This window comes from Streptomyces endocoffeicus, from assembly GCF_016741935.1.
Lineage (GTDB): Bacteria > Actinomycetota > Actinomycetes > Streptomycetales > Streptomycetaceae > Streptomyces > Streptomyces endocoffeicus.
This window is the reverse complement of the sequence record NZ_JAERRG010000024.1, coordinates 16,232-40,815: the sequence shown is the minus strand read 5'-3', so window position 1 is coordinate 40,815 and position 24,584 is coordinate 16,232. Positions and strand designations below refer to the sequence as shown.

The following is a 24,584-nucleotide window of genomic DNA, read 5'->3' as shown; positions in this document are numbered from 1 at the left end:
AGTTCGTTCGTTCCGGGAGCCGGAACGATGATGCGTTAAGCTAGGCGACATGCCGAAGCCGGTCAATACCTCCGCCTCCCGCCGTGCGGAGTCGCCCGCCGCCGCGACGGGTCCCGTGGACAAGGCACTCGCGGTGCTGGACGCGCTGGTCCAGCCCGATGCCCCGCACCGCCTGGCCGACCTCGCCGCCCGCACGGGGCTGCCGAAGCCGACCGTCCACCGCCTGCTGCACACCTTCGCCGAGGCCGGGTACGCGGTCCCGGGCCCCGGCGGCAACTATCAGGCCGGGCCGCGGCTGCTCGGGCTCGCCGCCACGGCGCTGGCCGCCAGCAGCGAGCTGCGGCTGGCCCGCCCGGTCCTGGACGACCTGCGGCTGCGCACCGGCCACTTGGCCCACTTCTCGGTACGGGACGGCGCCGTGGCGGTGCATGTGACGCAGTCGGAGCCGTCGTCCACGTACCGCATGCCGCTGACCGCGGGCGGCGAAGTCCCGCTGTACTGCTCGGCGGTGGGGTGGGCGATGCTGTCGGCCCTGCCGTCACCCGCGGCGGCGGAGCTTCTGGGCGGCGAGCCGCTCCCGGCCCGTACATCACGGACGGTGCGGGACCCGGGGGCCGTGCTCGCCGCCCTGCCCGCCGTGCGCGAGCGAGGCTATGCGGTCGATGACGAATACGCGGAGCAGGACGTCCGCGCCATCGCGGCCCCGGTGCTGGGGCCGGGCGACCGGGTCGCCGGCGCGGTCGGCATCGTCGGGCTGACGTTCACGCTGGACGAGGAGAGCGTGGCGGTGCTGGGGCCGATGGTGCGAGCGGCCGCCGGTACGGTGTCCGCGGCGTTGCGCGGCGGTTCGGGGGCGCTGGGGATCGTGCGGGGTCAGGAGTGAGCGGGGCCGAGGGCGACCGGATCCCGCCGGGGGCGGAACGGACGGGAACGGCCTGCCCGCCCCCGGCGGACCGACAGGCAGGTTCACCGGCGGACCGACAGGCAGGCCCACCGGCGGACCGGCCGACACGGCTCGCGGCACTCCTGGCGGCCGGCCGCCGGGCCGGGATCTACTCCGCGGCCGCCTGGTCGGTCGGCACCGCGGCCGGACGGGAGACACACGGGCACCTGGGCACACGTCGTTGGGGCGGGGCGGAGCTGAACGGCACCGAGCTGTGGGATCTGGCCTCGGTGACGAAACCGATCGTGGGCCTGGCCGCACTGCGGCTGGTGGAGACGGGAGCGCTACGGCTGGACGGCACGGTCGGCGCGTATCTGCCGGAGTACCGCCGAGTGCCGGGCAAGGCGGACATCACCGTCAGCCAGCTGCTCACCCACACTTCCGGCCTGCCCGGCGGCACCCCGCTCTGGCGTGCGCACTCGGACCGGGACGGGCTGCTGACGGCCCTCCGCGGGCTACCGCTCCGCGGGGCGCCGGGCACGGTGGTGGAGTACTCCTCCGCGGGCTTCGTCCTGCTCGGCCTGATCCTTGAACAGGCCACCGCGACCGGCCTGGACGAGCTGGTGGCGAAGCAGGTGTGCGAGCCGCTCGGCATGCGCGAGACGGTCTTCGCACCCGGCCCCGCGGCCCGTGAACGCGCGGTCTCCACGGAGCTGTGCACCTGGCGCGGCCGTCTGGTGACCGGCCAGGTGCACGACGAGAACGCGGTGGTGCTCGGCGGAGTCTGCGGCCACGCCGGCCTGTTCGCACCGCTGGCCGACATGGACCGGCTGGGCCGGGCGCTCGCCGCGGGCGGCGACGGCCTGCTGAGCGCGCCCGGCTTCGCCCGCATGACCGCCTGCCATACGGAGGGCCTCCCGCTGCGCCGCTGCCTCGGCTGGCAGGGGCGGGACGCGGTGGGGTCCCCGGTCGGTACGGCGATGGGACCGTCCTCGTACGGCCACACGGGCTTCACGGGGACGAGCCTGTGGGTGGAGCCTGCGGTGGACGGGGCACAGGCGGACATGGCGAGAGCGGACGGGGCAGGAGCGGAGGGGCCGGGGGCGGAAGGCCACTACTACGTCCTCCTCACCAATCGAGTCCACCCCAGCCGCGATCCCCGCCGCTTCCCGGCGGTCCGCCGCGCCTTCCACCACCACGCGGCGGCCCTCGTTCGCCGCGGTCCGGCTCAGCTTCGGTGTCTGTCGGCCGAGAGGAAGTACTGACGGTCGGCGAAATGCTGAAAGTGGGCCGTGGTGACATCCGCGGTGCCGCGCTCCGCGACGACCCGTCGGTCCTCCGGAGGCGCTGACGCGTATCCCGGACCGAGCAGGCCGGCTTCGCTCAGCACCCGTCCGGACATGGACGGCGGGACCGGCAGCCCCATGAGCCGGCAGATCGTTGGGGGAATGTCGAGGTGGTCGGCCGGGAACGGGGATTCATGGGCGGTCCGGAAGCTCGGCCCGTTCAGTACGAGTGGTATGCGCATGTCGGCGGCCGAGGTGGAGCCATGGCCACCCGCGAGCCGCGCGCCGTCTCGGACGCTGTGACCGATGCGCGGATCGCCGAGTCGGTCGTGGTAGGTGAGCGACACATACGCGAGCAGGCCGTCGGCGGCTGTTCGGGCGGACCACAGGCCGGCCGACGGAAGGACCCCGGGGACGTCGCCCTCGGCGAAGACCGGCCCGGACCATCCCGCCGACATGATGGCGTCGAGGATCGCATCGATCTGTGTGGTTCGGAGGCGCCGCCGCGCGTACACCAACAACCCGCCGTTGTTGTCGACAAGTTGGACGGCATCGGTGAGCGACGGCGGAATCAGTGACTCGATGTCGGCCACGTCGACCGTGTGCGTCGCGTTCGAGAAGCCGTGGTCGGCTGTCACGATGACATCGGTGTGCGGTGCCCGCTCACGGACCCGGTCGATCAGCTGACGCAGTCGGTGGTCGATCTCGGAGAGAGCGTCGTCCCCGGCCGGGCCATCGACGCCGTTGTCGTGTTGCACGTCGTCCAGCTCGCCCGACCACAGGACGAGGACATCCGGCGCCAGCTCCGGAATGACGTAGTCGACGATCAGGTCGGTTGTCCAGCGCAATGCGGGGAACGGACCGTCCGCGGCGTGGGGGAGACTGCCCGCGAGACGGCGCCGGACACTCTCGGGCCGCGCGTAGAAGGCATCATCGCCGAACGGACGCGCGCCTATCGCGGCCCCGTGCCCGTCGACCGCTCCCGGATTGAGCAGCAGTGTGCAGCCGTTCGAACCCGTTCCGACGGCGACGAGCTTGCGCCCGTGCCCGGCGAGGTGCTCACCCAGAGTCGGCACGGGGAGCAGCCGATCACCCCGCAGGGAGCGGAGCAGCTCCAGGTGGTCGGGGCGGCCGGTGTCGATGAGATGTCCGTCGGCCCAGAGGCGGTTGCCCGGAATTCCGGTGACGCCGGGGGGCGCTCCGCCGGCGAGGGACGCCGCGGCGGGGCGGGTCAGCGACGGCGCGACCGAGCGTGCTTGCCGGTACGACACGCCGCGGTGTGCGAGTTCCGTGAGGTACGGCATCTTCCGCACATCGGTCGCCCGTAGTCCGTCGATGACGACGAGGAGCGTGCTCACCATTCCGCGTTCTCCGATCGAGGCTCTGTCCATGAGGGCTGACCCGGGCCAGGATGGGGTCCGGGTCCGACGTTCCGTGTTCGGGCGCTCACTTTTTCTCGATCGGCAGGCCGGGCGGGTTGAGCCGCGAGGTGCTCACCGCGTCGCTGGTGAGATCCCAGCGCGCCAGGATCTTCCCGTAGACGCCCGTCTTGATCAGGTAGTTGATCGCGTCATTGAGCGGCTTGCCGAGGCCGTTGTCCTTCTTGGTGGTCGCGGCGATCAGGCCCTCCAGGTTCTTCCCGGCTCCGATGATGTCGCCGACGACCTGGGTCTGGCCGGAGGTCCTGGCGTGGTACTGGGCCTCGGGGTTGGGATGGAGATAGGCGTCGATCTGGCCGGACTGGAGGGCCAGGTAGCAGGCCGATTCGTCCTGGTAGTACTTCACGTTGACGGGCTTGCGGCCCGCCTTGACGTTCTGGGCGCTCCAGTCCAGCAGGGCCTTCTCCTCACTGGTCCCGGTGGGCACGGCGATGGTCCTGCCCGCCACGTCCTCGGGGCCGGTGACGCGCCACGTCGCGCCCTTCTTGGCCTCGAACGCCTGCGCGTCCTTGCGGTAGGTGGCCATGTCGTACTTCTGCTTGCGCAGTTCGGTGACGGTGATGTTGGTGACGCCGACGTCGTACTTTCCGCTGTCCAGACCGACGAAGACCTGCTCGAAGGAGACCGGGTTGTAGTGCGCCTTGAGGCCGAACACCGAGGCGATCGCGTACGCCATGTCCGTTTCCACGCCGATGAGGGTCTTGTTGTCCGTGGCGAAGAAGGTGAGCGGTGCGGTGCTCCCCTTGGAGTTGCCGATTTCGAGGGTGCCCCGGGACCGGATGGCCGCGGGCACTTCGGCGGCGATGGAGGCGACCTTGGGCGCCGAGTAGCGGTTCTGGTCGGGGCCGGTGTTGAAGCGCTCCTTGGCCGCCGGTCCGGATGCGTCCTTGGTGGGGCCGCCGCAGGCGCTCAGGGTGAGCGCGGCGGCGATGGCCAGGGTGAGCGCGGTGAGCTTGGGGCGGATGAGTACGGACATGGTGGTCCTGCCTTTCGGAAGAAGCGGGGTCAGAGGACCTTCGAGAGGAAGGTGCGGGTGCGCTCGTGCCGGGGGGAGTCGAGCACGTCGGCCGGTGTCCCCTGCTCGACGATCCGGCCGTCGTCCATGAAGACCACGGTGTCGGCGACCTCACGGGCGAAGCCGATCTCATGGGTGACGACGATCATGGTGGTGCCGGCGCGTGCCAGATCCTTGATCACATCCAGCACCTCGCCGACCAGCTCAGGGTCGAGGGCGGAGGTGGGCTCGTCGAAGAGCAGCACCTTGGGTTCCAGGGCGAGCGCGCGAGCGATGGCGATGCGCTGCTGCTGGCCGCCGGACAGCTGTCCGGGGTAGGCGGTCGCCTTGTCGCGCAGACCGACGCGCTCCAGCAGCCGCTCGGCGCGTTCCTGGGCCCGGGCACGCGGCACCCCCAGGGCGGAGACGGGCGCCTCGACCAGGTTGTCCTCCACCGTGAGATGCGGGAAGAGGTTGAAATTCTGGAAGACGAAGCCGATGTGGGTGCGCTGACGCAGCACCTCGCGCTCGCGCAGCTCGTGCAGCCGGTCGCCGGCCCGCCGGTAGCCGATCAGTTCGCCGTCGATGGTGACGGTGCCGCGCTTGACCTTCTCCAGGTGGTTGATGCAGCGCAGCAGGGTGGACTTGCCGGATCCGGACGGGCCCAGCACAACGGTCACCTCGCCGACGCGGACCTGGAGATCGACGCCCTTGAGCACCTCGACCAGGCCGTAGTTCTTGTGGACGCCGCGTATGTCGACGACCACCCGGGCGGGATCGGCCGCGGCCTCGTGGCGACGGCGGCCGGCGTTAGGCGATGTCGTGGTCACCGCGGGGTCCCTTCATCCGCGGCAGCCGCGCGGAGGTTGCGGACGGCGAGGCGCACCCGCTCGACAGGGGTCGGCGGCAGCGCCCGCGTCGTGCCCTTGGCGAAGCGGCGCTCGACGTAGTACTGGAAGATCGTCAGGAGGGTGGTCAGCAGGACGTACCAGGCGGTCGCGACGAGCAGCATGGGCACGATGCGGGAGGTGCGCCCGTAGATGACCTGGACGGTGTAGAAGAGCTCCATGATCGCCATCACGGAGACGATCGAGGTGTTCTTGAACAGCGAGATCAGCTGGTTGGCCGCGTTGGGCGCGATGGTCCGCATGGCTTGCGGCAGCACGATGCGCATCAGCTGACGGCGCCGGGGGATCCCCAGCGCGGCGGCGGCCTCCAGCTGACCGTGGCTGACGGACAGCACCCCCGCACGGACGATCTCCGAGGCGAAGGCGGCCTCGTTGACCGAGAGCGCGATGACGGCCGCACTCACCGAGCTGACCAGATTGGTGGTGCTGAAGGAGAAGAACTCCGGCCCGAACGGCACCCCGATGCTCAGACGCGAGTACAGATAGGAGATGTTGAACCAGAAGAGCACCTGCACCAGCAGCGGCACGGAGCGCACGACCCAGACATAGCCGTAGGCGATCACCCGCAACAGGGGGTTGGCGGAGAGCCGCATGAAGGCCAGCACCATCCCGCCCGCGAAGCCCGCCAGCGCGGCGTAGAAGGTGAGCTCGACGGTCAGCCATACGCCGTGCAGAACGCTGTGGTCGAAGAAGTACTGCCGGAAGGTCGCCCACTCCAGGCCGGGGTTGGTGACCAGGGCGTGCACCAACTGCGCCACCAGGACGAGGACGATGGCCACGGCCACCCATCGGCCGGGGTGCCGGACGGGGACGATCTTGGGGGGTCTGGACTGCTCGGCACCGCTGCCCGGTGGTGCGAGCGCCGCTCTGCCGTCAGTGGCAGCGGTCATGATGACGTCTCCGATTCAGCGGTTTCAGCGGTGAGTTCGGGCCGGACGGGCGGAGCAAGCGGTGGAACACGGTGCGCATCGCCTGCCGGTCGGGCGAGGACATCAAGCGGCCCAGCCGTCGAGGAGGCCGGCCATGGTCGACAGTCCGCTGCGCAGGTGTTCCTCCGCGATGGCGAAACTCAGCCGCAGATGCCCGGGAGCCCCGAAAGAGGCACCGGGCACCGTGATGACGCCGGAGTCCAGGAGGCGGTCCGCCACGGTGACGTCGTCGGGGGCGAACCCGCGGACGTCGGGGAAGACGTAGAACGCGCCGTCGGGAGGCGTCCGGAAAAGCCCGAGAGGTTCCAGCACGGCCTGGCACGCCTTCAGCCGGTCGCCGAGGATCGCCCGGAATTCGGCCGTCACGTCCGGACCGGTGAGGGCGGCCAGAGCGGCCGCCTGCGCGATGCGGCTGACGTTCGAGGTGGTGTGGGACTGGACGGCGGCGGCCGCGTCGATGACCTGCTTCGGGCCCGACATCCAGCCCACCCGCCAGCCCGTCATCGCGTAGGACTTGGACACACTGCCGACCGTGATGAGTCGGTCGCTCACCCCGGGCTCGACCTGGCCCGGTGCGGGGACGGGCCGGAAGCCGAGGTCGACATAGGTCTCGTCCGAGACGATCCAGATGTTGTGCCTCGCCGCCCACGTCAGGAGCGCGCGCAGCTCCGACGCGTCGTAGACCAGTCCCGTCGGGTTGTTCGGTGAACACAGCACCATCGCCCGGGTGGACGGGGTCCGAGCCGTCTCCAGGTGGTCCGGGGTGATCTTCAGTTCACCGGCGGACGGCTGGACGATCACCGGACTGCCGCCCGCCAGCCGGACCGAGGACGGGAAGGTCACCCAGTACGGCGCTGGTACCAGGACTTCGTCCCCGGGTTCGAGCAGCGCCATGAACGTGTTGAACAACGCCTGTTTCGCACCATGGGTGACCAGTACGTTGGAGTCGTCGAGGGGGATCCCGGCCCTTGGGGTGAGCCGGTCGGCGATCGCCCGACGCAGACGGGTCTCGCCGCCGGTCGGCCCGTAGTGGTGGTTCTCCGGCCTGCGCGCGGCCTCGATGGCCGCGGTGACGATGTGGGCGGGGGTCGGCAGGTCGAGTTCGCCTGCCGAGAAGTCGAAGACTTGGACGCCGTCACGGCGCAGTCTCGCGGCGCGTTGGCGCAAGGCGGCGGTCGGCGACAGGGTGATCACGGGGTTGTTCCTCGTTTCCGGAGTTGATCGGCCGCCCGGAGGCGGCGGACGCAAGGCCCTGGTGCGGGGTCTTGGTGCCGCGCCGATGTCGATGGGCCCGACAGGCCATCTGAAAGCCTTAGTGACTCTCCGTGTTCTCGGGGTCACTTCGGGTCGGTGCCGCCGTCCCGTGCGGCCGCTCGGCGCAGGGGCGTTCGAACACCTGCCGACCTGCGTCGGTGGTGTCAGGCTCGGAGTCGGGGGTGGCGCGCGAACCAAGCCGGGGTTACCGAAGGATGAACTATCCAGATATAGCTTGGAAGCCAGGATGGATAATCCATCCCGTGCTAGCCTCCATCCGGCATCGACAGTCGATCCGTGCATGGCGAGCGAAGTGAGGTTCCGTGGTTGCGGCCAAGTCGTCCCTGGTGAGCGGTGAATTCGTCACTCGTGCCCAAGCCGCGCTGCCCGGCCTGGGCACGACGGACAAGCGGTTCATCGAGCTGATCCTCAGCGACCCCGAAGCGGTGGTGCGCGGCTCGGTGACCGAGCTCGCCCAAAGGGCCGGCGTCGCACAGTCCTCGGCGGTCCGTGCCTGCCAGCGCATCGGGTACCGGGGCTACCAGGACGTCAAGCTCGCCATCACACGCGACCTCGCCCAGCAAGGCGAGGAGGAGCAGGAACTCGCCCATGAAGAGGGGATAGACGGCCAGACGCCTGCCGGTGACATCCTCGACCGCGTCCTGCGCCGCAGCGGCAGGGCCCTGGTCGACGCGGCACGGACCGTCGACCCCGAGTCGCTGTCACTCACCATCGACCGCATCGCCGCGGCCGGCCGCGTCCTCGTCATCGGCAACGGCACCTCCGCGGCGCCGGCCCACGACGCCGCCTACCGGCTCTCCGCGCTCGGCCTCGTCACGATGTTCCCCACCGATGTCATGGCCCAGCACCTGGCCGCACGCCACCTCGACGAGTCCTGTGTATGCCTCGTCGTCAGCCACACCGGTGCCAGCCGCGAGTCACTGCGGGCCGCGGAGGCGGCGCGGGCGGCAGGCGCCTTCACCGTCGCCATCACCAGCTTCACCAACTCGCCCCTGACCCGCGTCGTGGACGCCGCGCTGATCGCGGGAGGACCTGAATACGGCTTCCGCCTCGAAGCGATGGCCAGCCGCCTCGCCCATCTGGGGGTCGTCGACGCTCTCTTCGTCGGCATCGCGGTCCGCCGCCCCCAAGCATCGACCAAAGCGCTCGACGTGATGGCCGACACCACGATCGAACACTCCCTGTAGAAGGAACACACTCCAGTGCCCCACCACGACCACTCCCCAGTGATCGACCTGGCCGTCCTCGACATGGCCGGCACCACCATCGCGGACAACGGCATCGTCGAACGGGCCGTGGACGAAGCCCTGTCGCTCGCCGGTCTCGACGCGATCACCCCGGAAACGCTCCAGCCCTTGCGCGGCATGGCGAAGAACGACATGTTCGACCACTTGGCGCCCGATCCGCACAAGGCCGCGGAAGCCCACCAGAACTTCGTGGACCTCATGCTCAAGGCAGTGCTTGCCGGTGAGCTGCCCGCCAGGGACGGCGCCGAGGAAGTCCTCGTCGCCCTGCGACAACGCGGAGTCAAGACCTGCCTCATGACCGGCTTCGACGCCGCGGTCCAGGACGCGCTCCTCGACACCCTCGGCTGGCGCGACCTCGTCGACCTCACCGTGGCCCAGTCCGGAACACTCCGCGGCCGCCCCTACCCCGACCTGATCCTCACCGCGGTCATCAGCCTCGGGATCGACGCGGTGCAGCGCGTCCTCGTCGCCGGCGACACGGCCAACGACCTGCTCGCCGGTACCCGCTCCGGAGCCGGACACGTCATCGGAGTCCTCGGCGGAGCACACGGGAGGGAGCGGCTCGAGGCCGCACCGCACACCGCTATCGCCGACAACCTGGGAGAAGTGCTCGTGCACTTCGACTGAGTCGGGCAGCCGGGTCATGTTGCCGTGACCCGGCTACCCGACTGGAGCGGATCGCGGAAGGCCGGCACTACGACGTGCCCCGCGCCGACCGGGCCAGCGCGCCGAGGCGCAGGTCACGGGTGCGGCTCTGGTGCGCGATCATGCGGTCGCGCGCGGCGGACGCGTCGCGGTGTCGTACCGCGTCCAGGATCCCCGCGTGCTCCGTGAGGATCTGCTCGAGGTTTTCGGGCAGGTCGGTGGCCGAAGAGGTGTGTGCGTCGTACGTCTTCAACTGGGCGTCCAGACGGTCCATCAGCTCGGAGATGGTGGGGTTGTGCCCGGCCTCGCGCAGCACCACGTGCCATTCGCTGTTGCGGTCCCGCAGTTCGGCGGGATCGGTGGTGTCCGCCGTGCTCTCGTGGACGTGGACGAGACGGGCGAGGTCGAGTTCCGTCCGTCGCATGGCGGCGGCTTGGGCGATCGTCGACTCGAGCGCGATGCGCGCCTCGCAGATCTGCAGGATCTCCTCCGGGGTACGGGTACGGACCACGTAGCCGCGAGTCGCCTGCTCGACCAGCCCGTCCTGCTCAAGCCTGATCAGGGCCTCCCGCACCGGGGTGCGTGACACGTTGTACTCGGCGCTCAGAGCCGATGGGATCAGAACGGTCCCCGGTCCCGCCTGCCCATTGACGATGCTCTGCCGGATGCGGGCGTAGTGGCTGATGGTGCGTCCATCGTCCTGTGAAGCGGTCACGTCCTCTTCCTTGTCGTCTCGTCCACCACTCGATACAAGTGTATACAGATGTTTGCACATAGATGCAGCTGTGGTTATGATCCCCGCAAGTGCTCCGCGAGGCTCGGAGCGCACGCCAGACGGCCGTCCTCCAAGTCCAGGGGAGTTCCAGATGCATCGCGATGCCCAGTCACGGCGGGGTCCCGCCCGCCTGGCCGTCGTGATCGCCTTCCCGTGGCGGACCGAGTTGACGTGCCGTCGGCACATCGACCTCATGCGCAGCTCCAGCGCGCGCTGTCGCTGATCTTGATCACTTCGTAGCTTCACGTCCGGGCGAGCCCGGCTCTCGCACGTGAGCGTTTCCCAGGCACGCCGCCCTTGACTCGGCCCTTGGCTCAGCCCGGGCAGTGTGTCCTTCACATCACCCGCCGCGCGCGGGAACCCTCCCATGGCCTCACCCTCGGTTCGGCTCCTGCGTCGACTCCTGTGCGGGTGAGGACCGAGGCGATCACTCCTGAAAGGGAGATCCATGCCCGAGCGGCAACTGCTCACAAAAGAAGGGGGTCAGCCCCCTTCCGCGCCGGTGGGGAGCACCGGATCGGAAGCGGGGCGCGGGCCGGTGCCACCCTCGTCCCGATCCCCTGTCCCGCGCCGGATCGTCAGCCGGCTACCCGCCGTCGGCCGTGTGGTCGGCCCCTGGGCGGTACCGCTGCTGGCTCTCGTGGTCTGGCAGGTCACCGCTCGGATCGGCGTCCTCCCGCCCTCCGTACTGCCCGCCCCCGAGGTGGTGGTACGGGCAGGTTCCGATCTCGCCGCCACCGGCGAACTCCAGCGGCACATCCTCGCCAGTCTGCGCCGCATCGCGCAGGGGTTCGGGCTCGGCGCGGTCACCGGCCTCATGCTCGGGTTTCTGGTGGGCATGTCCAAAGTCGCGGACATACTTCTGGACCGCTCACTGCAGATGGTCCGCACCATCCCGCACCTGGCCCTGGTGCCCCTGATGATCGCCTGGTTCGGCATCGGCGAGGAGCCCAAGATCCTTCTCGTGGCGCTGGGCACGTTCTTTCCCATCTACCTGAACACCGTCACCGGTATCCGCGGAGTGGACCCCAAACTGCTCCAGCTCGGCCGCTCCTACGGACTGGGGCGATGGGCCCTGGTGCGGGAGATCGCGGTTCCCGGCGCGATGCCCACCATTCTGGCCGGCATCCGCTACTCCCTGGGCGTCGCCTGGATCACGCTCGTGATCGCCGAGACCATCTCGGCCAGTGACGGAATCGGCTACCTCGCCCAGGACGCGCGCCAGATGCTCCGCACCGATCAGATCGTGCTCGCCATCGTCTTGTATGCCTGCGCCGGCCTGCTCGCCGACCTCCTCACCCGGCTCATCGAACGAAGGATCCTGCGATGGCATCCCAGCTACCGCCGCCCGTCCCCGTGACCCGTCCGCACGCTTCCAAGGGCGCCGGGCTTTCGCTTGACTCAGTGGGCCGGCAGTACGGCGATCGGTGGATTCTGCGGAACCTCGACCTGGAGATCGAGCCCGGCTCCTTCGTCTCCTTCCTCGGCCCCAGCGGCGTGGGCAAGAGCACACTGCTGCGGATCATCGCCGGCCTCGAGCAGCCGAGCACAGGCAGTGTCACCCTCCACGGAAGCGGACCGGGGCCCGCCACGGCCCGCATGATGTTCCAGGAGGACCGCCTGTTGCCCTGGCGCAGCGTCGAGGACAACGTCCGGCTGGGCGTCAACGGCCGCAGGCACGAGGCGCGTTCACTGCTGCGGGCCGTGGGCCTGGACGGCCGGGGAAGTGCCTGGCCGACCGAACTGTCCGGAGGACAGAAGCAGCGAGTCGCCCTCGCCCGTGCCTTGCTGCACCACCCCGAACTCCTGCTTCTGGACGAGCCGTTCGGTGCCCTGGACGCCATCACGCGGATCAGAATGCAGCAACTCGTCGAACGGCTCTGGCTGGACCAGCCGCGCACCGTCCTGCTCGTCACCCATGACGTGGAGGAAGCGCTGGTGCTCTCCGACCGCGTACTGGTCCTGGCGGCCGGCTCGGTCGGACGAGACCTGAGGGTCGGCCTTCCCCGCGGGGAGCGGCGCGGGCACCCGCGCCTCGTGGCCTGGAAGGAGGAGATCCTCCAGGACCTGCTCGAACCCGCGTCCGCCGGCACCGAAGCCGCCTGAATCAGCCCGGACACCGGTTTCAGCCGGGACACCGGTTTCAGCCCGGACACCGGCTGCGGACCGACCGTCCCCGGCTCACCCCCGTACCCCCTTATCCGCGTCCCCGCGGAATGCCAAGGACCTCACCATGCCCAGACTCCGCCTTATCACCTCCCGCTCCGCCACCCCCGCGACTCCCGCCGACGGGCTCTCACGCCGTGGACTCCTCGCCCTTGGCGGCATCGCCGCCCTCACCCCCGCCCTCGCGGCCTGCGGTGCGGACAAGACAGCCGCACCGGGGATCAAGCCGCTCGCGGACGGAGTGCCCCAAAAGCTCCGCTTCGCGGTTATCGGAAGCGGCAAGACCGGCATACCCGCGGCCCTCCGCCACAAGATGAACGGCGTGAACCTCGGCAGGACTCTCGGCGGCACGACCGTCTCCTGGCCGTCGGGGTTCACCGCCTCCCTGCCCGTCATGGAGGCCTTCAAGGCCGGAAGCGTCGACTTCTCCTTCGCCACCGCCACCGCCGTCGCCTACGCGGTCGGCGGTGACGTCCCGATCGTGCCGCTCGCCGCCTACCCGCTGCCCGGCACAGAGGTCGAGATCCTCGTGCCGCGCGGCTCGGCCATCCGCGGCGCCGCGGACCTCAAGGGCAAGCGGATCGCCGACCAGAAGGGCACGACCGGCACCTACAGCCTCATCAAGTACCTGGAGACCGCCGGATTGCGGCTGGACGATATCGACTACGTCAACCTGCCAGCCGCCGACGCGGAGTCCGCGTTCGCCAACGGCAAGGTCGACGCCTGGATCAGCTGGCAGCCCGCGATCGGCCTGGCCAAGGCCCGGCACAAGGCGCGCGGCCTGCCCGGAGTCAAGACGTACGACTACAGCTTCTACGTGGCCAGTGAGTCGTTGGTGAAGGACTATCCCGAAGCGGTGGCGAAGACCGTGCGCGCCGTCCGTGACGCGCAGCGGAGCATCAACCGGTCGCCCGACAAGAGCGTCGAGTTCTTCGACCGCATCGGCGGCTTCGGCTCGACGGATATGGAGCGCGACGTCTACCTGGAGCTGACCCGCGAGAAGCTCCTGTCCGACTCGAACGCCGATGCCCTCGCGCCGGTCGACGGCAAGGCGATCGAGAGCACCCAGGACCTCGCCGACAACTTCCACGCCCTGGGCGTCTACCCGTCCAAGATCGATGTGGCCGGGTTCCTGCGGGACACCCGCTTCGATTCCATCAGGAAGACGGTCGCCGCCGAACTGCGGAAGTGACCTCGGCACCGATCCCGGACAGTCCACGGCCGCGTAACTCTCAGGCAGAAAGACCCCGATGAACAGCTCCCGGAACCATACGAACCACATGCATCTGGCCGCCTTCGTGACCGCGGGTCCCGGTCGGCCCGGCGGCTGGCGCCACCCGGGCGCCGACCGGAACTGGCTGTCCGCATCCCATTACCAACACATCGGCAGGGTGCTCGAAGAGGGCAAGTTCGACCTGATGTTCTTCGCGGACATCCTGTCCGTACCGGACCGCCTCGGCAACAGCATGGACAGCCAGCTCCGGTACGGATCGCTCGGGTCCCTGCGCCTCGACCCCACCCCCATCCTGGCGTCGATCGCGGCCGTCACCGACCACATCGGCCTGGCCGCCACCGTCTCCACCAGTTATCTGGAACCCTTCCCGGTGGCACGTTCGTTCGCCACGACCGATCACATCAGCGACGGCCGGGCCGCTTGGAACGTGGTCACTTCCTTCCAGGACTCCGAAGCGCGCAACTTCGGCAACGATCGTCACATCGACCGGGACAAGCGCTACGAGCGGGCCGATGAGTTCCTCGAAGTGGCCTGCAAGCTCTGGGACAGCTGGGAGGACGACGCTCTCGTCCTCGACCCGGACACCCCGCTGTTCGCCGAACCCGAGCGTGTGCGCCACATCGACCATGAGGGGGAGTGGTTCAGTGTCCGGGGCCCGCTCAACGTGGCGCGTCCGCCGCAGGGCTATCCGGTGATCATCCAGGCCGGCGCCTCGCCCAAGGGGCGTGACTTCGCGGCCCGCTGGTCGGACGTCATCTTCTGCAGCCACGCCTCGCTCGAGTCGGCCCGTGAGTTCTACCAGGACATCAAGGGCCGCGCCGAGCGCCATGGCCGTCGCCCCGAGGACGTCAAGATCCTGCCGATGGCGACCCCCGTCATCGGCCCCACCACCGAGGCGGCACAGCGGTCCGCGGATGAACTGGCCGACCTGGTACCGCCGCTGGCGGGGCTGTCGACTCTGTCCTACCACTTGGACGTCGACCTCTCGGGTCTCCCGCTCGACGAGCCGCTGCCCGATGTGGATGTTCCCGGTGTCCAGGGCCACTACAAGGAGGTCGTGGAGATGACTCGGCGCGAGGGCCTGACGCTGCGGGAACTGGGCAAGCGCTATGGCGGCCGCGTCGAGGGCACTTTCGTCGGCACCGCCGCCGAGGTCGCCGACGGCATGGAGCGATGGTTCACCGAAGGCGCCTGCGACGGTTTCACCCTGGGCGCCGTCCACACGCCGGGCGCCTTCGAGGACTTCGTTCGTCAGGTGGTGCCGGAACTCCAGCGGCGGGACGTGTTCCGGACCGAGTACGAGGGCCGGACGCTGCGCGACAACCTGGGCCTGGAGCGACCCGCGGCCGGAGCGTGGCGCAGCCGCCGGCACGGCCTATGACCCGCGACCGGTGCGGGCGCGATCCCCGAGTCGCCCCCGCCCTGCCTCTCCTCGACGACCACAAGGAAGACCACGGACGATGACGACCGCAGGCCAGACCACAAGCATCAGCGGCCGAACCACGGACACCCCGGGCCGGTTCCTGGTGGCCGCACGCGGCAACCACTTCGTCTCTGACGCGCGAACCGGGCCGGGAGAGGCAGTCCAGGCGGGGGAGCTGTTGCTGGCATCGCTCGCGTCCTGCTCCCTGAGCAACATCCAACTCCACGCGCGGGAACGGGCATCGGGTCTGACCGGCGGGCAGGCTCAGGTCAGCTACGAACGCGATCCCGAGGACCCCACCCGGTATGCCCGCATCCGCCTCGAACTGCGGCTGAGCGGAGTCACCCAGGAGGAGGCCGAGGCCTTGACCGGGCTCTTCACCGACAGCTGTCCCATCTACAACACGCTGCGGCGGGGCGGGAACGTCCAGATCGCCGTCCGCACCGAAGCGCCTGCCCCCGCCTCCTCCGTTCCCACGGGACGAGCACCGGCGGTGTGACCGCGCGCGCCAACCTGGAGAGTCCTTCATGGCTGCCATCCTGTCCGTCTCGGGAAGCCCGTCCGCCGTCTCACGCACGGCTCATCTGCTGCGCCACGTGACGAGTCGACTCACGCGCCACGGCCACGAGGTGGCCACCTTGGACGTCCGGACGCTGCCGGCCGACGCGCTTCTCGGCGCCGACTTCCACCACCCGGCGATCGTCGAGGCGGCGGCCCGGTTCGAGCACGCGGACGGGGTCGTGATCGGCACTCCCGTCTACAAGGCTGCCTACAGCGGTCTGCTGAAGGCCCTGCTCGATCTCCTCCCGCAGTACGCACTCGCCGGCAAGACCGTGCTGCCCCTCGCCACGGGCGGCAGCACCGCCCACGTCCTGGCGATCGACTATGCGTTGCGCCCCGTCCTGAGCTCCATGGGGGCCGCGCACATCGTGCAGGGGCGGTTCACTCTGGACAGGGACATCGCCGTCGGCGACGAGCGCGCCGATATCGATCCGGCGGCGGCCGACGCGCTGGACCGGGTCACCGACGCTTTCTCAACCGCGTTGCCCGGCCCCGCGAACATCCTGGCCTCTACGGCATGACGCCCGCACAGGTCATGGTGTGCGTTATGGTGCCGTGCCGACCATGCTCGACTGCGACGACCAGGGTGATCCGGGGACCGGTATCCGCGGGGACCTTCTTACCCGACCTCGGAGGTACCACGGCGATGACGCCGACCGACCCCACAGCTCAGAGCTCCGAAGCGCTCGCCCCGCCACCCGGGTGTCCCGCACATCGAAGCGGCGAGCCCCCACACGGCGGGGACCATGTCAGCCCTCTCGCCGTGCCCCTGAGCGGCCCCCGCTTCTCTAACGAACCCAACCGTCTCTACCAGGAGTTGCGGCGCGAACATGGTGCGGTCGCCCCCATCGTGCTCGAGGGCGGCATCCCGGCGTGGCTGGTTCTCGGCTACCGTGAACTGCACCAGGTCACTGCCGACTCCGTGCTCTTCACCCGCGACTCCGAACTCTGGAACCAGTGGCACCGTGTCCCCGCGGAGTGGCCGCTGGCCCCGTTGATCGGCCGTGGCCAGCCGTCCATCCTGTACACGACCGGTGAGCGGCACCGCGTACGGGCCGGGATGATCAGCGACGCGCTGGAGTCGGTCGACCCCTTCGAGATCCGGCAGCACGCCGAGCGACTGGCCGACGAACTGATCGACGGCTTCTGCGGCGAGGGCAGCGCGGACGTCATCGCCCAGTACGCGATGCCCTTCCCGGTGCGTGTCCTGGCGAAGATCTACGGCTTCCCCGACGAGCAGGGGCCCGGACTGGCCGCGGCGGCCATCGACCTGGCCGACGGCGGCGACCTGGCCCAGGCGGCCCAGGTCCACCTCGCCGAGGCCACGGCGGCCCTGATGGCCGAGCGGAAGTCGGGGAACGGCCCCTGGGATGTCGCCGCCCAACTGGTCGGAAACACCCACGGCTTCACGGACGAGGAGATCCTCCACGACCTGATCGTGCTGGTCATCGCGGGCCACACCCTGACCGCGGACTGGATCGGCAACTCGCTGCGGCTGATGTTCACGGACGAACGGTTCGTCATGTCCCTGGCCGGCGGGCGCAAGAGTGTCTCGGAGGCCATGAACGAGGTGCTCTGGGAGGACACCCCCGCCCAGAACGGCGTCGGCCGGTGGGCGTCCCGCGACACCATCCTCGGCAACCGCCGGATCAAGGCGGGCGACATGGTGTGCCTCGGCCTCGCCGCCGCCAACAAGGATCCGCAGATACGCCCCGACGGCACGAGGCTGACCGGCGGCAACAACGCGTTCCTCTCGTTCGGGCACGGCGAGCACCGCTGCCCGGTCGCGGCGCAGGAGATCGCCGAGACCATCGCCCGCACGGCCATCGAGGTGCTTCTCGACCGGCTGCCCGACATCGACCTCGCCATCCCGGCCGAAGAACTCACCCGCCGTCCCTCCCCTTGGGCGCGGGGCATGACGACACTGCCCGTGCACTTCACCTCGACGCCGGCGGTGAGCGAGACGGCCCGCTGACCCCGCCCTCATCCCACGACGGTGCAACGGCGCCCGTTCACCGAGCCCAACCACCGCCGGCGCTCCGGTCCGGCCCCCGACCTTGCCCTGCCGCCCGGCACCTCGCTGCCGGGCGGCAGGGCTAGGTCGGGGGCGGTGGTCATAACGACAGAACACGAAGGTGATCGACTTCGGCTCCAATCCGGGCGCGTTGAACATGTATGTGTACAAGCCGGCGTCGCTGCCCGCGAACGCGCCCGTGGTCGTCGCCCTCCACGGGTGCACACAAAACGCCCAGGTCTACGCCGACAACTCGGGGCTGCCCGAGCTCGCGGACCGGCGGCTAGGGCGGCGCGCGCCACGGCGGACGCCGCAACCAGCCTGTACAGGCGTGCCGAGCCGCCATCCCGAGGGAGTCGCCCCCACCGGCTCCCGCACCGTCGCCGACAGCCGCAGCCACCGCCGCCCCACCCCGCGGACGGCCCGGACGGCGTGCCGCTCTTCGAGCACTGTCGCTCACGGGCGCCTGTCTGTTCGCTCCTCGTCGTATCGGCCGTGGCGGCGCCCGCGGCCGGTGCGGAGGGGACACCGGGCAGCCGTTGCGCCGGACAGGCCCGGTGACGCCATCGCCGAGTGGAACAAGCGCGTCACGGCGGACCATACCGTCCGGCGCGCGGCCGCCGCGGATCCCGCGACGCTGCTCAGGAGCTGCCCGCTGGCTGGCGGAGTCTCCCGCTCACCGCCGTGGCCCGCTCGTATCCCACATTTGTCCTGCGGAATCCCGATCGCCCGAATATTCACCTTAGGGCACAAAGCGGTGTTATGAATGAACTGTGAAGGGGCTTTCCCGTCGTAACCGGCCTTGGCTCCGCCGTCTCGCCACCGGTCCACTGCGAGCAGAATCGGACCCAGGTGCCGGTTCGGGACTCCGCTCCCTGCTGAACCTGGGCAGCGCCGCCGGGCAGGTGTTCGTTGCGCAGGTCATCATCGTGGTGCTGCTGGTCGCGGCCGGGGCACTGGCCCTCGTGCTGTTCGCGCGGCAGTACAGCATGCGCGAGGCCCGGCAGCAGTCGGTGACCGCCGCCGAGACGTTTGCGAACTCGCCGGGCGTAGTCGCGGCGCTGGACAGCCGGAATCCGACGGCGGTGCTACAGCCACGCGCGGAGGCCGCCCGGCAGCGGGCGGATGTTGACTTCCTCGTCGTCATGAACACGCACGGGATCCGTTATACGCATCCCTTCCCGGAGGCGATCGGGAAGAGGTTCGGGGGCATCATCGGGCCCTCGCTGGCGGGTCGCGTCACCGTTGAGCGAACGCGCGGGGGGCCGCCGCTGCCCGGGGGCAGCGGCCCGGCCATCGAGGCCATTGTCCCGGTATTCCGCGACAATGGCTCGGTCGCCGGCCTGGTCGCGGCGGGGGTCAAGATCCAGAACGTGACCAGACTGGCCGAGCAGCAGCTGCCGATCGTCTTCGGTGCCGGCGCCGGCGCGCTCGCGGCGTCGACGGCCGGCACGATGCTGGTCTCCCGGCGGCTGCGGCGGCAGACGCATGGGCTGGGGCCGACGGAAATGACACGGATGTACGAGCACCATGATGCGGTGCTGCACGCGGTCCGGGAGGGCGTGCTCATCATCGGAGCCGACGGGCGGCTGCTGCTGGTCAACGACGAAGCACGGCGACTGTTCGATCTGCCGACCGACGCGGAGCGCCGCTATGTGGACGACATAGGTCTGGACAGCAAGACGGTGCGGCTGCTGGCGTCGGCTGACCCGGTCACGGATGGGGTGCATCTGGCGGGGGACCGGCTGCTCGCGGTGAACAAGCGACCGACCGCCCCCTTCGGCGGACAAGCGGGCAGTGTGGTGACGTTGCGCGACACCACGGAGCTTGCGGCGGTGTCGGGACGGGCGGAACAAGCGGGGGAGCGGCTGAGGCTGCTGTATGACTCCGGCGTGAAGATCGGGACCACACTGGACGTCGTCCGCACCGCACAGGAACTGACAGAGGTGGCGGTGCCACGGTTCGCCGACATCGTCGCCGTGGATCTTCTGGACGTGGTGGTACAGGGGGAAGAACCGGCCCGGGAGCCGTGGGGGCAGATGCGGCGCACGGCGATCAGCGGCCATCGCGACGGGTTGCCCCTGTATCCGGAGGGTGAGTTGATCACGTTCCGGCCGGGAACACTACAGGCCCGGGCGCTGGAGACGGGGCGGGCGCTGGTTGAGGCGGACCTGCTGGGGACCAGAGGGTGGCGGGAGCAGGATCCCGACCGGGCCCGAAGGATGCTGGAGGGCGGACTGCATTCCCTGATCGCCGTGCCGTTGCAGGCCAGGGGAGTGGTTGTGGGCATGGTGGACTTCTGGCGCGGGGCTGATTCACCGGCGTTCATGGAGGACGATCTTTCGTTCGCGGAGGAGCTGGCGACGAGGGCTGCTGTCTGCATCGACAATGCGCGGCGGTACACGCGGGAGCATGCGATGGCCGTGACGCTTCAGCGCAGTTTGCTGCCGCGAGGGCTGCCACAGCAGAACGCCCTGGAGGTGGCGTGGCGCTACCTGCCCGCGCAGGCTGGGGTCGGCGGGGATTGGTTCGACATCATCCCCCTCCCGGGAGCGCGCATCGCACTGGTGGTGGGCGATGTGGTCGGCCACGGTCTGCACGCGGCGGCGACCATGGGACGGCTGCGCACCGCAATCCACAACTTGTCTGCCCTGGATCTCTCGGCTGACGAACTTCTGGGCTACCTGGATGAGCTGGTGGCCCACATGGACACCGACGAAAGCGAAGAAGAGGTCGAGCAGGAGGTCACTGGAGCCACCTGTCTGTACGCGATCTACGACGCGGTCTCCGGAACGTGCACCATCGCCCGCGCCGGTCACCTGGGCCCCGCCCTGGTCCACCCCAACGGTGCCGTCTCGTTCCCCGACACCCCTGTCTCACCACCCCTCGGCCTCGGTGGCGGTCTCCCGGTCGAAACCGCCACCCTGCACCTGCCGGAGGGCAGTCGACTGGCCCTGTTCACCGACGGGTTGATCGAGGACCGCCATCGAGACCTCGACACAGGCCTGGAGCTTCTGCGAGACGTCCTTGGCCAAACCCAACGAACCCCGGAACAGACCTGTCAGGCGGCATTTGACGCCCTGCTGCCCGAGCGCCCCACCGACGACGTCGCCCTGCTCGTCGCCCGCACCCGGATCCTGGACCCCGCTCAAGTCCGCGAATGGGACGTTCCCTCCGACCCCGCGGCGGTCTCCCGTATCCGCTCCGAGGTCACCCACCAGCTGGAAACCTGGGGCCTGGAACAACTGGGCTTCACCACTGAGCTGATCACCAGCGAACTGGTCACCAACGCCATCCGATACGGCACACAGCCCATCCGGCTGCGCCTGCTGCACGACCGCACCCTCATCTGCGAGGTCGCGGACGGCTCCAGCACTTCGCCGCACTTGCGCCGGGCGGCCACAACCGACGAGGGCGGGCGAGGCCTGTTCCTGGTTGCCCAGTTCGCCCAGCGCTGGGGGACCCGCTACACGGCCCGCGGCAAAATCATCTGGACCGAACAGTCCCTCCACGACGACGGCGCAGCCCCCACCACCGCGCTGACCGACGCCCTCTTGGATCAATGGGAAGAGTGAACGACACCCAGCAGCCCCGCTTGGACGAGGCACGGATCGGCGGTGACCGTCAGCCGAACCAGGTGGCCTGGAGCACCACGATGCGCTCGCCGCGCACAGCGTCCGCTGGCCGACCGGCACCGGCTGCTGGTGATGGATGAGCGTTTCAGTCTCCCTGTGACCACGCGGCTGACGGGAGTGACAAGTAAATGCCGAAGTCGCGGAGTCCCGTGGTGGTCCTGACGTCCTCGTGAAGCTTATCCACGCGTTCCTGGCGGTTGGAGGCCCTGCTCTCGAACCACTTGGACTTCACCTCGATCACCACGTCCAAACCGCTGTGGTCCAAGGGACTCAGCCTCCGGAAGCGAATCTCGACATCCCCCGGCTTCAGGGCCCCGTCGTACGGTTCTTCGGGGCACTCCACGGCCTTGGACACCAAGTGCGGCAGCGCCGAACCCAGTTCGCGGAGCTCCGATTCAGCGACACCCGGAGCGTAGGTCACTTCCACAAGCGGCATCGGGTCAGTGTAGGACCTCTCCGGCAAATGATCACGATGAATACTCGCGGAGCCAGCACGCAACGGCACCGCGCCCAGGGAGTGGCCGGAGTGGATCTGGACCCGCCGGTTCCGCTGCGTCTAGCCTTGGCCACGACCTGACGTCCCATCATGTGGCATGAGCGGGGCCGCCGTCGTGACCTGCCGTGATGCCCCGTGCCATGTGCCATGGGCGCGTACGGCCGGTGACCGCCGCCGCTCGCCCAGGAAGTGCTCCCTCATGACGACCACCCCCTCCATGGCGCCCGACATCCTCTCCCCGGAGTTCGCGGCGGACCCGTACCCCGCCTACCGGACCATGCGCGAGGACTTTCCGCTGATCCACCACCACACGACCGACGGCTACATCATCTCCCGCTACGAGGACGTCGCCCGGGCCTTCAAGGATCCGGTGTTCACCAGCCACAACTACGACTGGCAGATCGAGCCCGTGCACGGCCGGACCATTCTCCAGATGGACGGGCGTGAGCACTCCGTGCGCCGCGCGCTGGTGGCGCCCGCCTTCCGGGGGAAGGACTTACGGGAGAAGTTCCTGCCCGTCATCGAGCGCAACTCCCGGGAGCTCATCGACGCCTTCCGGGACGCGCCGGAGGCCGATCTGGTGGGACAGTACGCGACCCGCTTTCCGATCAACGTGATCGTCGACATGCTCGGGCTGGACCGGGCGGACCACGGCCGGTTCCACGTCTGGTACACCTCGATGATCGACTTCCTGGGCAATCTGAGCCAGGACCCCGAGATCGCGGCGGCGGGGCTGCGCACCCGGGACGAACTCGCCGCATACATGATCCCGATCATCCAGGACCGGCGCACCCACCCGGGTGACGATCTGCTCTCCGTCCTGTGCACCGCGGAGATAGACGGCACGCGGATGAGCGACGAGGACATCAAGGCGTTCGTCAGCCTGCTGCTCGCGGCGGGCGGGGAGACGACGGACAAGGCCATCGCCGGTCTCTTCCGCAATCTGCTGGCCCATCCGGAGCAACTGGCGGCCGTGCGCGAGGACCGTACGCTCATCCCGGCGGCCTTCGCCGAGACGCTGCGCTTCACGCCTCCGGTGCACATGATCTTCCGTCAGCCGCGCGAGGACGTGGCGGTGAGCGGTGGCACGATTCCGGCGGGTGCCACCGTCACCTGTCTGATCGGCGCGGCCAACCGTGACGGGAGCCGCTACGCCGACCCCGACACCTTCAACATCTTCCGCGAGGACCTCACGACCGGCAGCGCCTTCTCGGCCGCCGCGGACCACCTGGCGTTCGCGCTCGGGCGGCACTTCTGCGTGGGGGCGCTGCTGGCGAAGACCGAGGTCGAGGTGGGCGTCAACCACCTGCTGGACGCCTTCCCGGCGATGGCCTTCGCCGATGGCGAGGTCCCCACCGAGGCAGGGGTGTTCACCCGGGGCCCCGGCTCGCTGCGGGTGCGGTTCGACCGGCGGGCCTAGACGCGGACCGGTGGGCCTAGGCGCGGACCGGCGACGGGAGCTCCAGGACGGCGGCTCCCGGAGCCGTCCGGGTCAGCGGAAGGCCGCGTGCCCGGTCAGCGCCTGGCCGAGCGCGAGGGTGTGCATCTCGGAAGTGCCCTCGTAGGTGAGGACGGACTCCAGGTTGTTCATATGGCGGATGACCGGAAATTCGAGGGAGATGCCGTTGGCGCCGAGGATGGTCCTGGCCGTGCGGCAGATCTCGAGGGCTTCCCGTACGTTGTTCAGCTTGCCGAGGCTGATCTGCGCCGGGTGGACGCCTTCAGCGGAATCCTTCAGGTCCGCCAGCCGCATCGCGGTCATCGTCGCCTTGTGCAGTTCCAGGGCCATGTCGACCAGCTTCTGCTGGGTGAGCTGGAAGGCCGCCAGTGGCCTGCCGAACTGCTCGCGCTGGGCCGCGTAGTCGGCGGCTGTCCGCCAGGCCGAGCGGGCCGCGCCGGTGACGCCCCAGACGATGCCGTACCGCGCCTCGTTCAGGCAGGTCAGCGGGGCGGAGACGCCCTGGGCCCGGGGCAGCGTCGCGGATGCGGGCAACCGGACGGAGTCCAGGACGAGTTCGCTGGTGACACTGGCCCGTAGCGACATCTTGCCCTTGATCTCGGGCGCGGAGAAGCCGGGGGTGTCCGTGGGTACGACAAAGCCGCGGATGCCGTCGTCGGTGCGTGCCCAGACGACGGCGACCGCCGCCACCGAGCCATTGGTGATCCACGTCTTGCGGCCGTCGAGGATCCAGTCGCCGCCATCGCGCCGGGCGCGCGTGCGCATCGACGAGGGGTCCGAGCCGTGGTCGGGTTCGGTCAGGCCGAAGCATCCGATGGCCTCGCCCGCCGCCATCCGCGGCAGCCACTGGTCCTTCTGCTCCCCGGAGCCGAAGCGGTGGATCGCGAACATGGCCAGGGAGCCCTGTACGGAGACGAAGGAACGCAGGCCCGAGTCGCAGGCCTCCAGCTCACGGCAGGCCACCCCGTACGCCAGGGCGGACATGCCCGCGCAGCCGTATCCGTCGAGGTGCATGCCGAGCAGACCCAGCTCTCCGAAATCGCGGGCGAGGTCGGCCAGGGTGGGGAGCTCGCCTTGTTCGAACCATTCGGCGATGTGCGGTTCCACCTTGTCGGCCAGGTATTGGCGGACGGTGTCGCGGACGGCCCGCTCCGTGTCGGTGAGGAGGGATTCCAGGCCGAGCGGGTCGACCGGGTCGAGGGTGGTGGACGGCAT

At 69.6% G+C, this 24,584-nt stretch carries 21 protein-coding genes and 1 pseudogene; 14 read left to right on the top strand and 8 right to left on the bottom strand.

What is annotated here, in order from left to right; all coding sequences use genetic code 11:
• Nucleotides 1-49: 49 nt before the first annotated feature.
• Both JK364_RS40240 and JK364_RS40235 read left to right on the top strand, forming a co-directional pair.
• The gene (locus JK364_RS40240; protein WP_201856379.1) at nt 50-883 is read left to right on the top strand and encodes an IclR family transcriptional regulator; all 834 of its coding nucleotides are present in this window, start codon (nt 50-52) and stop codon (nt 881-883) included.
• On the top strand, nt 880-2,148 hold the full coding sequence (locus JK364_RS40235) for a serine hydrolase domain-containing protein (protein ID WP_201856378.1): 1,269 nt from the start codon (nt 880-882) through the stop codon (nt 2,146-2,148). The genes JK364_RS40240 and JK364_RS40235 overlap by 4 nt, the downstream gene beginning before the upstream one ends.
• Here the strand turns inward: JK364_RS40235 and JK364_RS40230 are convergent.
• The 5 genes from JK364_RS40230 to JK364_RS40210 form a co-directional block, all read right to left on the bottom strand.
• Nucleotides 2,112-3,530, bottom strand: coding sequence for an alkaline phosphatase family protein (locus JK364_RS40230; protein WP_201856377.1), 1,419 nt, complete (start codon nt 3,528-3,530; stop codon nt 2,112-2,114). The genes JK364_RS40235 and JK364_RS40230 overlap by 37 nt on opposite strands.
• Nucleotides 3,531-3,615: 85 nt before the next feature.
• Complete coding sequence (locus JK364_RS40225; protein ID WP_201856376.1) at nt 3,616-4,584, bottom strand: ABC transporter substrate-binding protein; 969 nt, start codon at nt 4,582-4,584, stop codon at nt 3,616-3,618.
• Nucleotides 4,585-4,613: 29 nt separating this feature from the next.
• On the bottom strand, nt 4,614-5,369 hold the full coding sequence (locus JK364_RS40220; RefSeq protein WP_201856478.1) for an amino acid ABC transporter ATP-binding protein: 756 nt from the start codon (nt 5,367-5,369) through the stop codon (nt 4,614-4,616).
• Nucleotides 5,370-5,428: 59 nt separating this feature from the next.
• A complete protein-coding gene (locus JK364_RS40215; RefSeq protein ID WP_201856375.1) occupies nt 5,429-6,400 on the bottom strand; it encodes an amino acid ABC transporter permease in 972 nt (323 codons plus the stop codon).
• A 102-nt stretch (nt 6,401-6,502) separates the two neighbouring features.
• Complete coding sequence (locus JK364_RS40210; protein ID WP_201856374.1) at nt 6,503-7,633, bottom strand: aminotransferase class I/II-fold pyridoxal phosphate-dependent enzyme; 1,131 nt, start codon at nt 7,631-7,633, stop codon at nt 6,503-6,505.
• Between the two features lie 383 nt (nt 7,634-8,016).
• Between JK364_RS40210 and JK364_RS40205 the strand changes: the two genes are divergently transcribed.
• Complete coding sequence (locus JK364_RS40205; RefSeq protein ID WP_201856373.1) at nt 8,017-8,901, top strand: MurR/RpiR family transcriptional regulator; 885 nt, start codon at nt 8,017-8,019, stop codon at nt 8,899-8,901.
• Nucleotides 8,902-8,916: 15 nt separating this feature from the next.
• Nucleotides 8,917-9,588, top strand: a complete 672-nt coding sequence (locus JK364_RS40200; protein WP_201856372.1) for an HAD family hydrolase — start codon at nt 8,917-8,919, stop codon at nt 9,586-9,588.
• Nucleotides 9,589-9,655: 67 nt separating this feature from the next.
• Here JK364_RS40200 and JK364_RS40195 read toward each other — a convergent pair whose 3' ends face one another.
• The gene (locus tag JK364_RS40195) at nt 9,656-10,321 is read right to left on the bottom strand and encodes a GntR family transcriptional regulator (RefSeq protein ID WP_201856371.1); all 666 of its coding nucleotides are present in this window, start codon (nt 10,319-10,321) and stop codon (nt 9,656-9,658) included.
• A 664-nt stretch (nt 10,322-10,985) separates the two neighbouring features.
• Here JK364_RS40195 and JK364_RS40190 point away from each other — a divergent pair.
• The 9 genes and pseudogenes from JK364_RS40190 to JK364_RS40155 all read left to right on the top strand — a co-directional run bounded on the left by JK364_RS40190 (nt 10,986) and on the right by JK364_RS40155 (nt 21,354).
• Nucleotides 10,986-11,741, top strand: coding sequence for an ABC transporter permease subunit (locus JK364_RS40190; RefSeq protein WP_201856370.1), 756 nt, complete (start codon nt 10,986-10,988; stop codon nt 11,739-11,741).
• Entirely contained in the window at nt 11,708-12,487 is a 780-nt protein-coding gene (locus JK364_RS40185) for an ABC transporter ATP-binding protein (protein ID WP_201856369.1), read from the top strand. Before JK364_RS40190 ends, JK364_RS40185 begins: the two co-directional genes overlap by 34 nt.
• 127 nt (nt 12,488-12,614) lie before the next feature.
• Nucleotides 12,615-13,739 (top strand): NrtA/SsuA/CpmA family ABC transporter substrate-binding protein, encoded by a 1,125-nt coding sequence (locus tag JK364_RS40180; protein ID WP_201856368.1) that lies wholly within the window; start codon nt 12,615-12,617, stop codon nt 13,737-13,739.
• 58 nt (nt 13,740-13,797) lie between these two features.
• Nucleotides 13,798-15,162: an LLM class flavin-dependent oxidoreductase gene (locus JK364_RS40175; RefSeq protein WP_201856367.1), complete on the top strand. Its 1,365-nt coding sequence runs from the start codon at nt 13,798-13,800 to the stop codon at nt 15,160-15,162.
• 79 nt (nt 15,163-15,241) lie between these two features.
• Nucleotides 15,242-15,703, top strand: coding sequence for an OsmC family protein (locus JK364_RS40170; RefSeq protein ID WP_201856366.1), 462 nt, complete (start codon nt 15,242-15,244; stop codon nt 15,701-15,703).
• Between the two features lie 28 nt (nt 15,704-15,731).
• Nucleotides 15,732-16,286 (top strand): NADPH-dependent FMN reductase, encoded by a 555-nt coding sequence (ssuE, locus tag JK364_RS40165; RefSeq protein ID WP_201856365.1) that lies wholly within the window; start codon nt 15,732-15,734, stop codon nt 16,284-16,286.
• 125 nt (nt 16,287-16,411) lie between these two features.
• On the top strand, nt 16,412-17,740 hold the full coding sequence (locus JK364_RS40160) for a cytochrome P450 (protein WP_230993230.1): 1,329 nt from the start codon (nt 16,412-16,414) through the stop codon (nt 17,738-17,740).
• 196 nt (nt 17,741-17,936) lie between these two features.
• A pseudogene (locus JK364_RS55930) lies at nt 17,937-18,059 on the top strand (extracellular catalytic domain type 1 short-chain-length polyhydroxyalkanoate depolymerase); the annotation flags it as partial.
• Between the two features lie 625 nt (nt 18,060-18,684).
• Nucleotides 18,685-21,354 carry a SpoIIE family protein phosphatase gene (locus tag JK364_RS40155; RefSeq protein ID WP_307841522.1) on the top strand — a complete coding sequence of 890 codons (2,670 nt, stop codon included), beginning with the start codon at nt 18,685-18,687 and terminating at the stop codon, nt 21,352-21,354.
• A 145-nt stretch (nt 21,355-21,499) separates the two neighbouring features.
• Here the strand turns inward: JK364_RS40155 and JK364_RS40150 are convergent, their stop codons facing one another.
• Nucleotides 21,500-21,850 carry a hypothetical protein gene (locus JK364_RS40150; protein WP_201856363.1) on the bottom strand — a complete coding sequence of 117 codons (351 nt, stop codon included), beginning with the start codon at nt 21,848-21,850 and terminating at the stop codon, nt 21,500-21,502.
• 259 nt (nt 21,851-22,109) lie between these two features.
• Here JK364_RS40150 and JK364_RS40145 point away from each other — a divergent pair, with 259 nt between their 5' ends.
• On the top strand, nt 22,110-23,330 hold the full coding sequence (locus JK364_RS40145; RefSeq protein ID WP_201856362.1) for a cytochrome P450: 1,221 nt from the start codon (nt 22,110-22,112) through the stop codon (nt 23,328-23,330).
• Nucleotides 23,331-23,402: 72 nt separating this feature from the next.
• Here JK364_RS40145 and JK364_RS40140 read toward each other — a convergent pair whose 3' ends face one another.
• The gene (locus JK364_RS40140; RefSeq protein ID WP_201856361.1) at nt 23,403-24,584 is read right to left on the bottom strand and encodes an acyl-CoA dehydrogenase family protein; all 1,182 of its coding nucleotides are present in this window, start codon (nt 24,582-24,584) and stop codon (nt 23,403-23,405) included.

Bases quoted from the DNA above. Each gene is read 5' to 3' on its own strand.
- JK364_RS40240 (WP_201856379.1), top strand. From the start codon at position 50: ATGCCGAAGCCGGTCAATACCTCCGCCTCCCGCCGTGCGGAGTCGCCC.
- JK364_RS40230 (WP_201856377.1), bottom strand. From the start codon at position 3,530: ATGGTGAGCACGCTCCTCGTCGTCATCGACGGACTACGGGCGACCGAT.
- JK364_RS40225 (WP_201856376.1), bottom strand. From the start codon at position 4,584: ATGTCCGTACTCATCCGCCCCAAGCTCACCGCGCTCACCCTGGCCATC.
- JK364_RS40215 (WP_201856375.1), bottom strand. From the start codon at position 6,400: ATGACCGCTGCCACTGACGGCAGAGCGGCGCTCGCACCACCGGGCAGC.
- JK364_RS40185 (WP_201856369.1), top strand. From the start codon at position 11,708: ATGGCATCCCAGCTACCGCCGCCCGTCCCCGTGACCCGTCCGCACGCT.
- JK364_RS40180 (WP_201856368.1), top strand. From the start codon at position 12,615: ATGCCCAGACTCCGCCTTATCACCTCCCGCTCCGCCACCCCCGCGACT.
- JK364_RS40175 (WP_201856367.1), top strand. From the start codon at position 13,798: ATGAACAGCTCCCGGAACCATACGAACCACATGCATCTGGCCGCCTTC.
- JK364_RS40170 (WP_201856366.1), top strand. From the start codon at position 15,242: ATGACGACCGCAGGCCAGACCACAAGCATCAGCGGCCGAACCACGGAC.
- ssuE (WP_201856365.1), top strand. From the start codon at position 15,732: ATGGCTGCCATCCTGTCCGTCTCGGGAAGCCCGTCCGCCGTCTCACGC.
- JK364_RS40160 (WP_230993230.1), top strand. From the start codon at position 16,412: ATGACGCCGACCGACCCCACAGCTCAGAGCTCCGAAGCGCTCGCCCCG.
- JK364_RS40150 (WP_201856363.1), bottom strand. From the start codon at position 21,850: ATGCCGCTTGTGGAAGTGACCTACGCTCCGGGTGTCGCTGAATCGGAG.
- JK364_RS40145 (WP_201856362.1), top strand. From the start codon at position 22,110: ATGACGACCACCCCCTCCATGGCGCCCGACATCCTCTCCCCGGAGTTC.
- JK364_RS40140 (WP_201856361.1), bottom strand. From the start codon at position 24,584: ATGCCGTCCACCACCCTCGACCCGGTCGACCCGCTCGGCCTGGAATCC.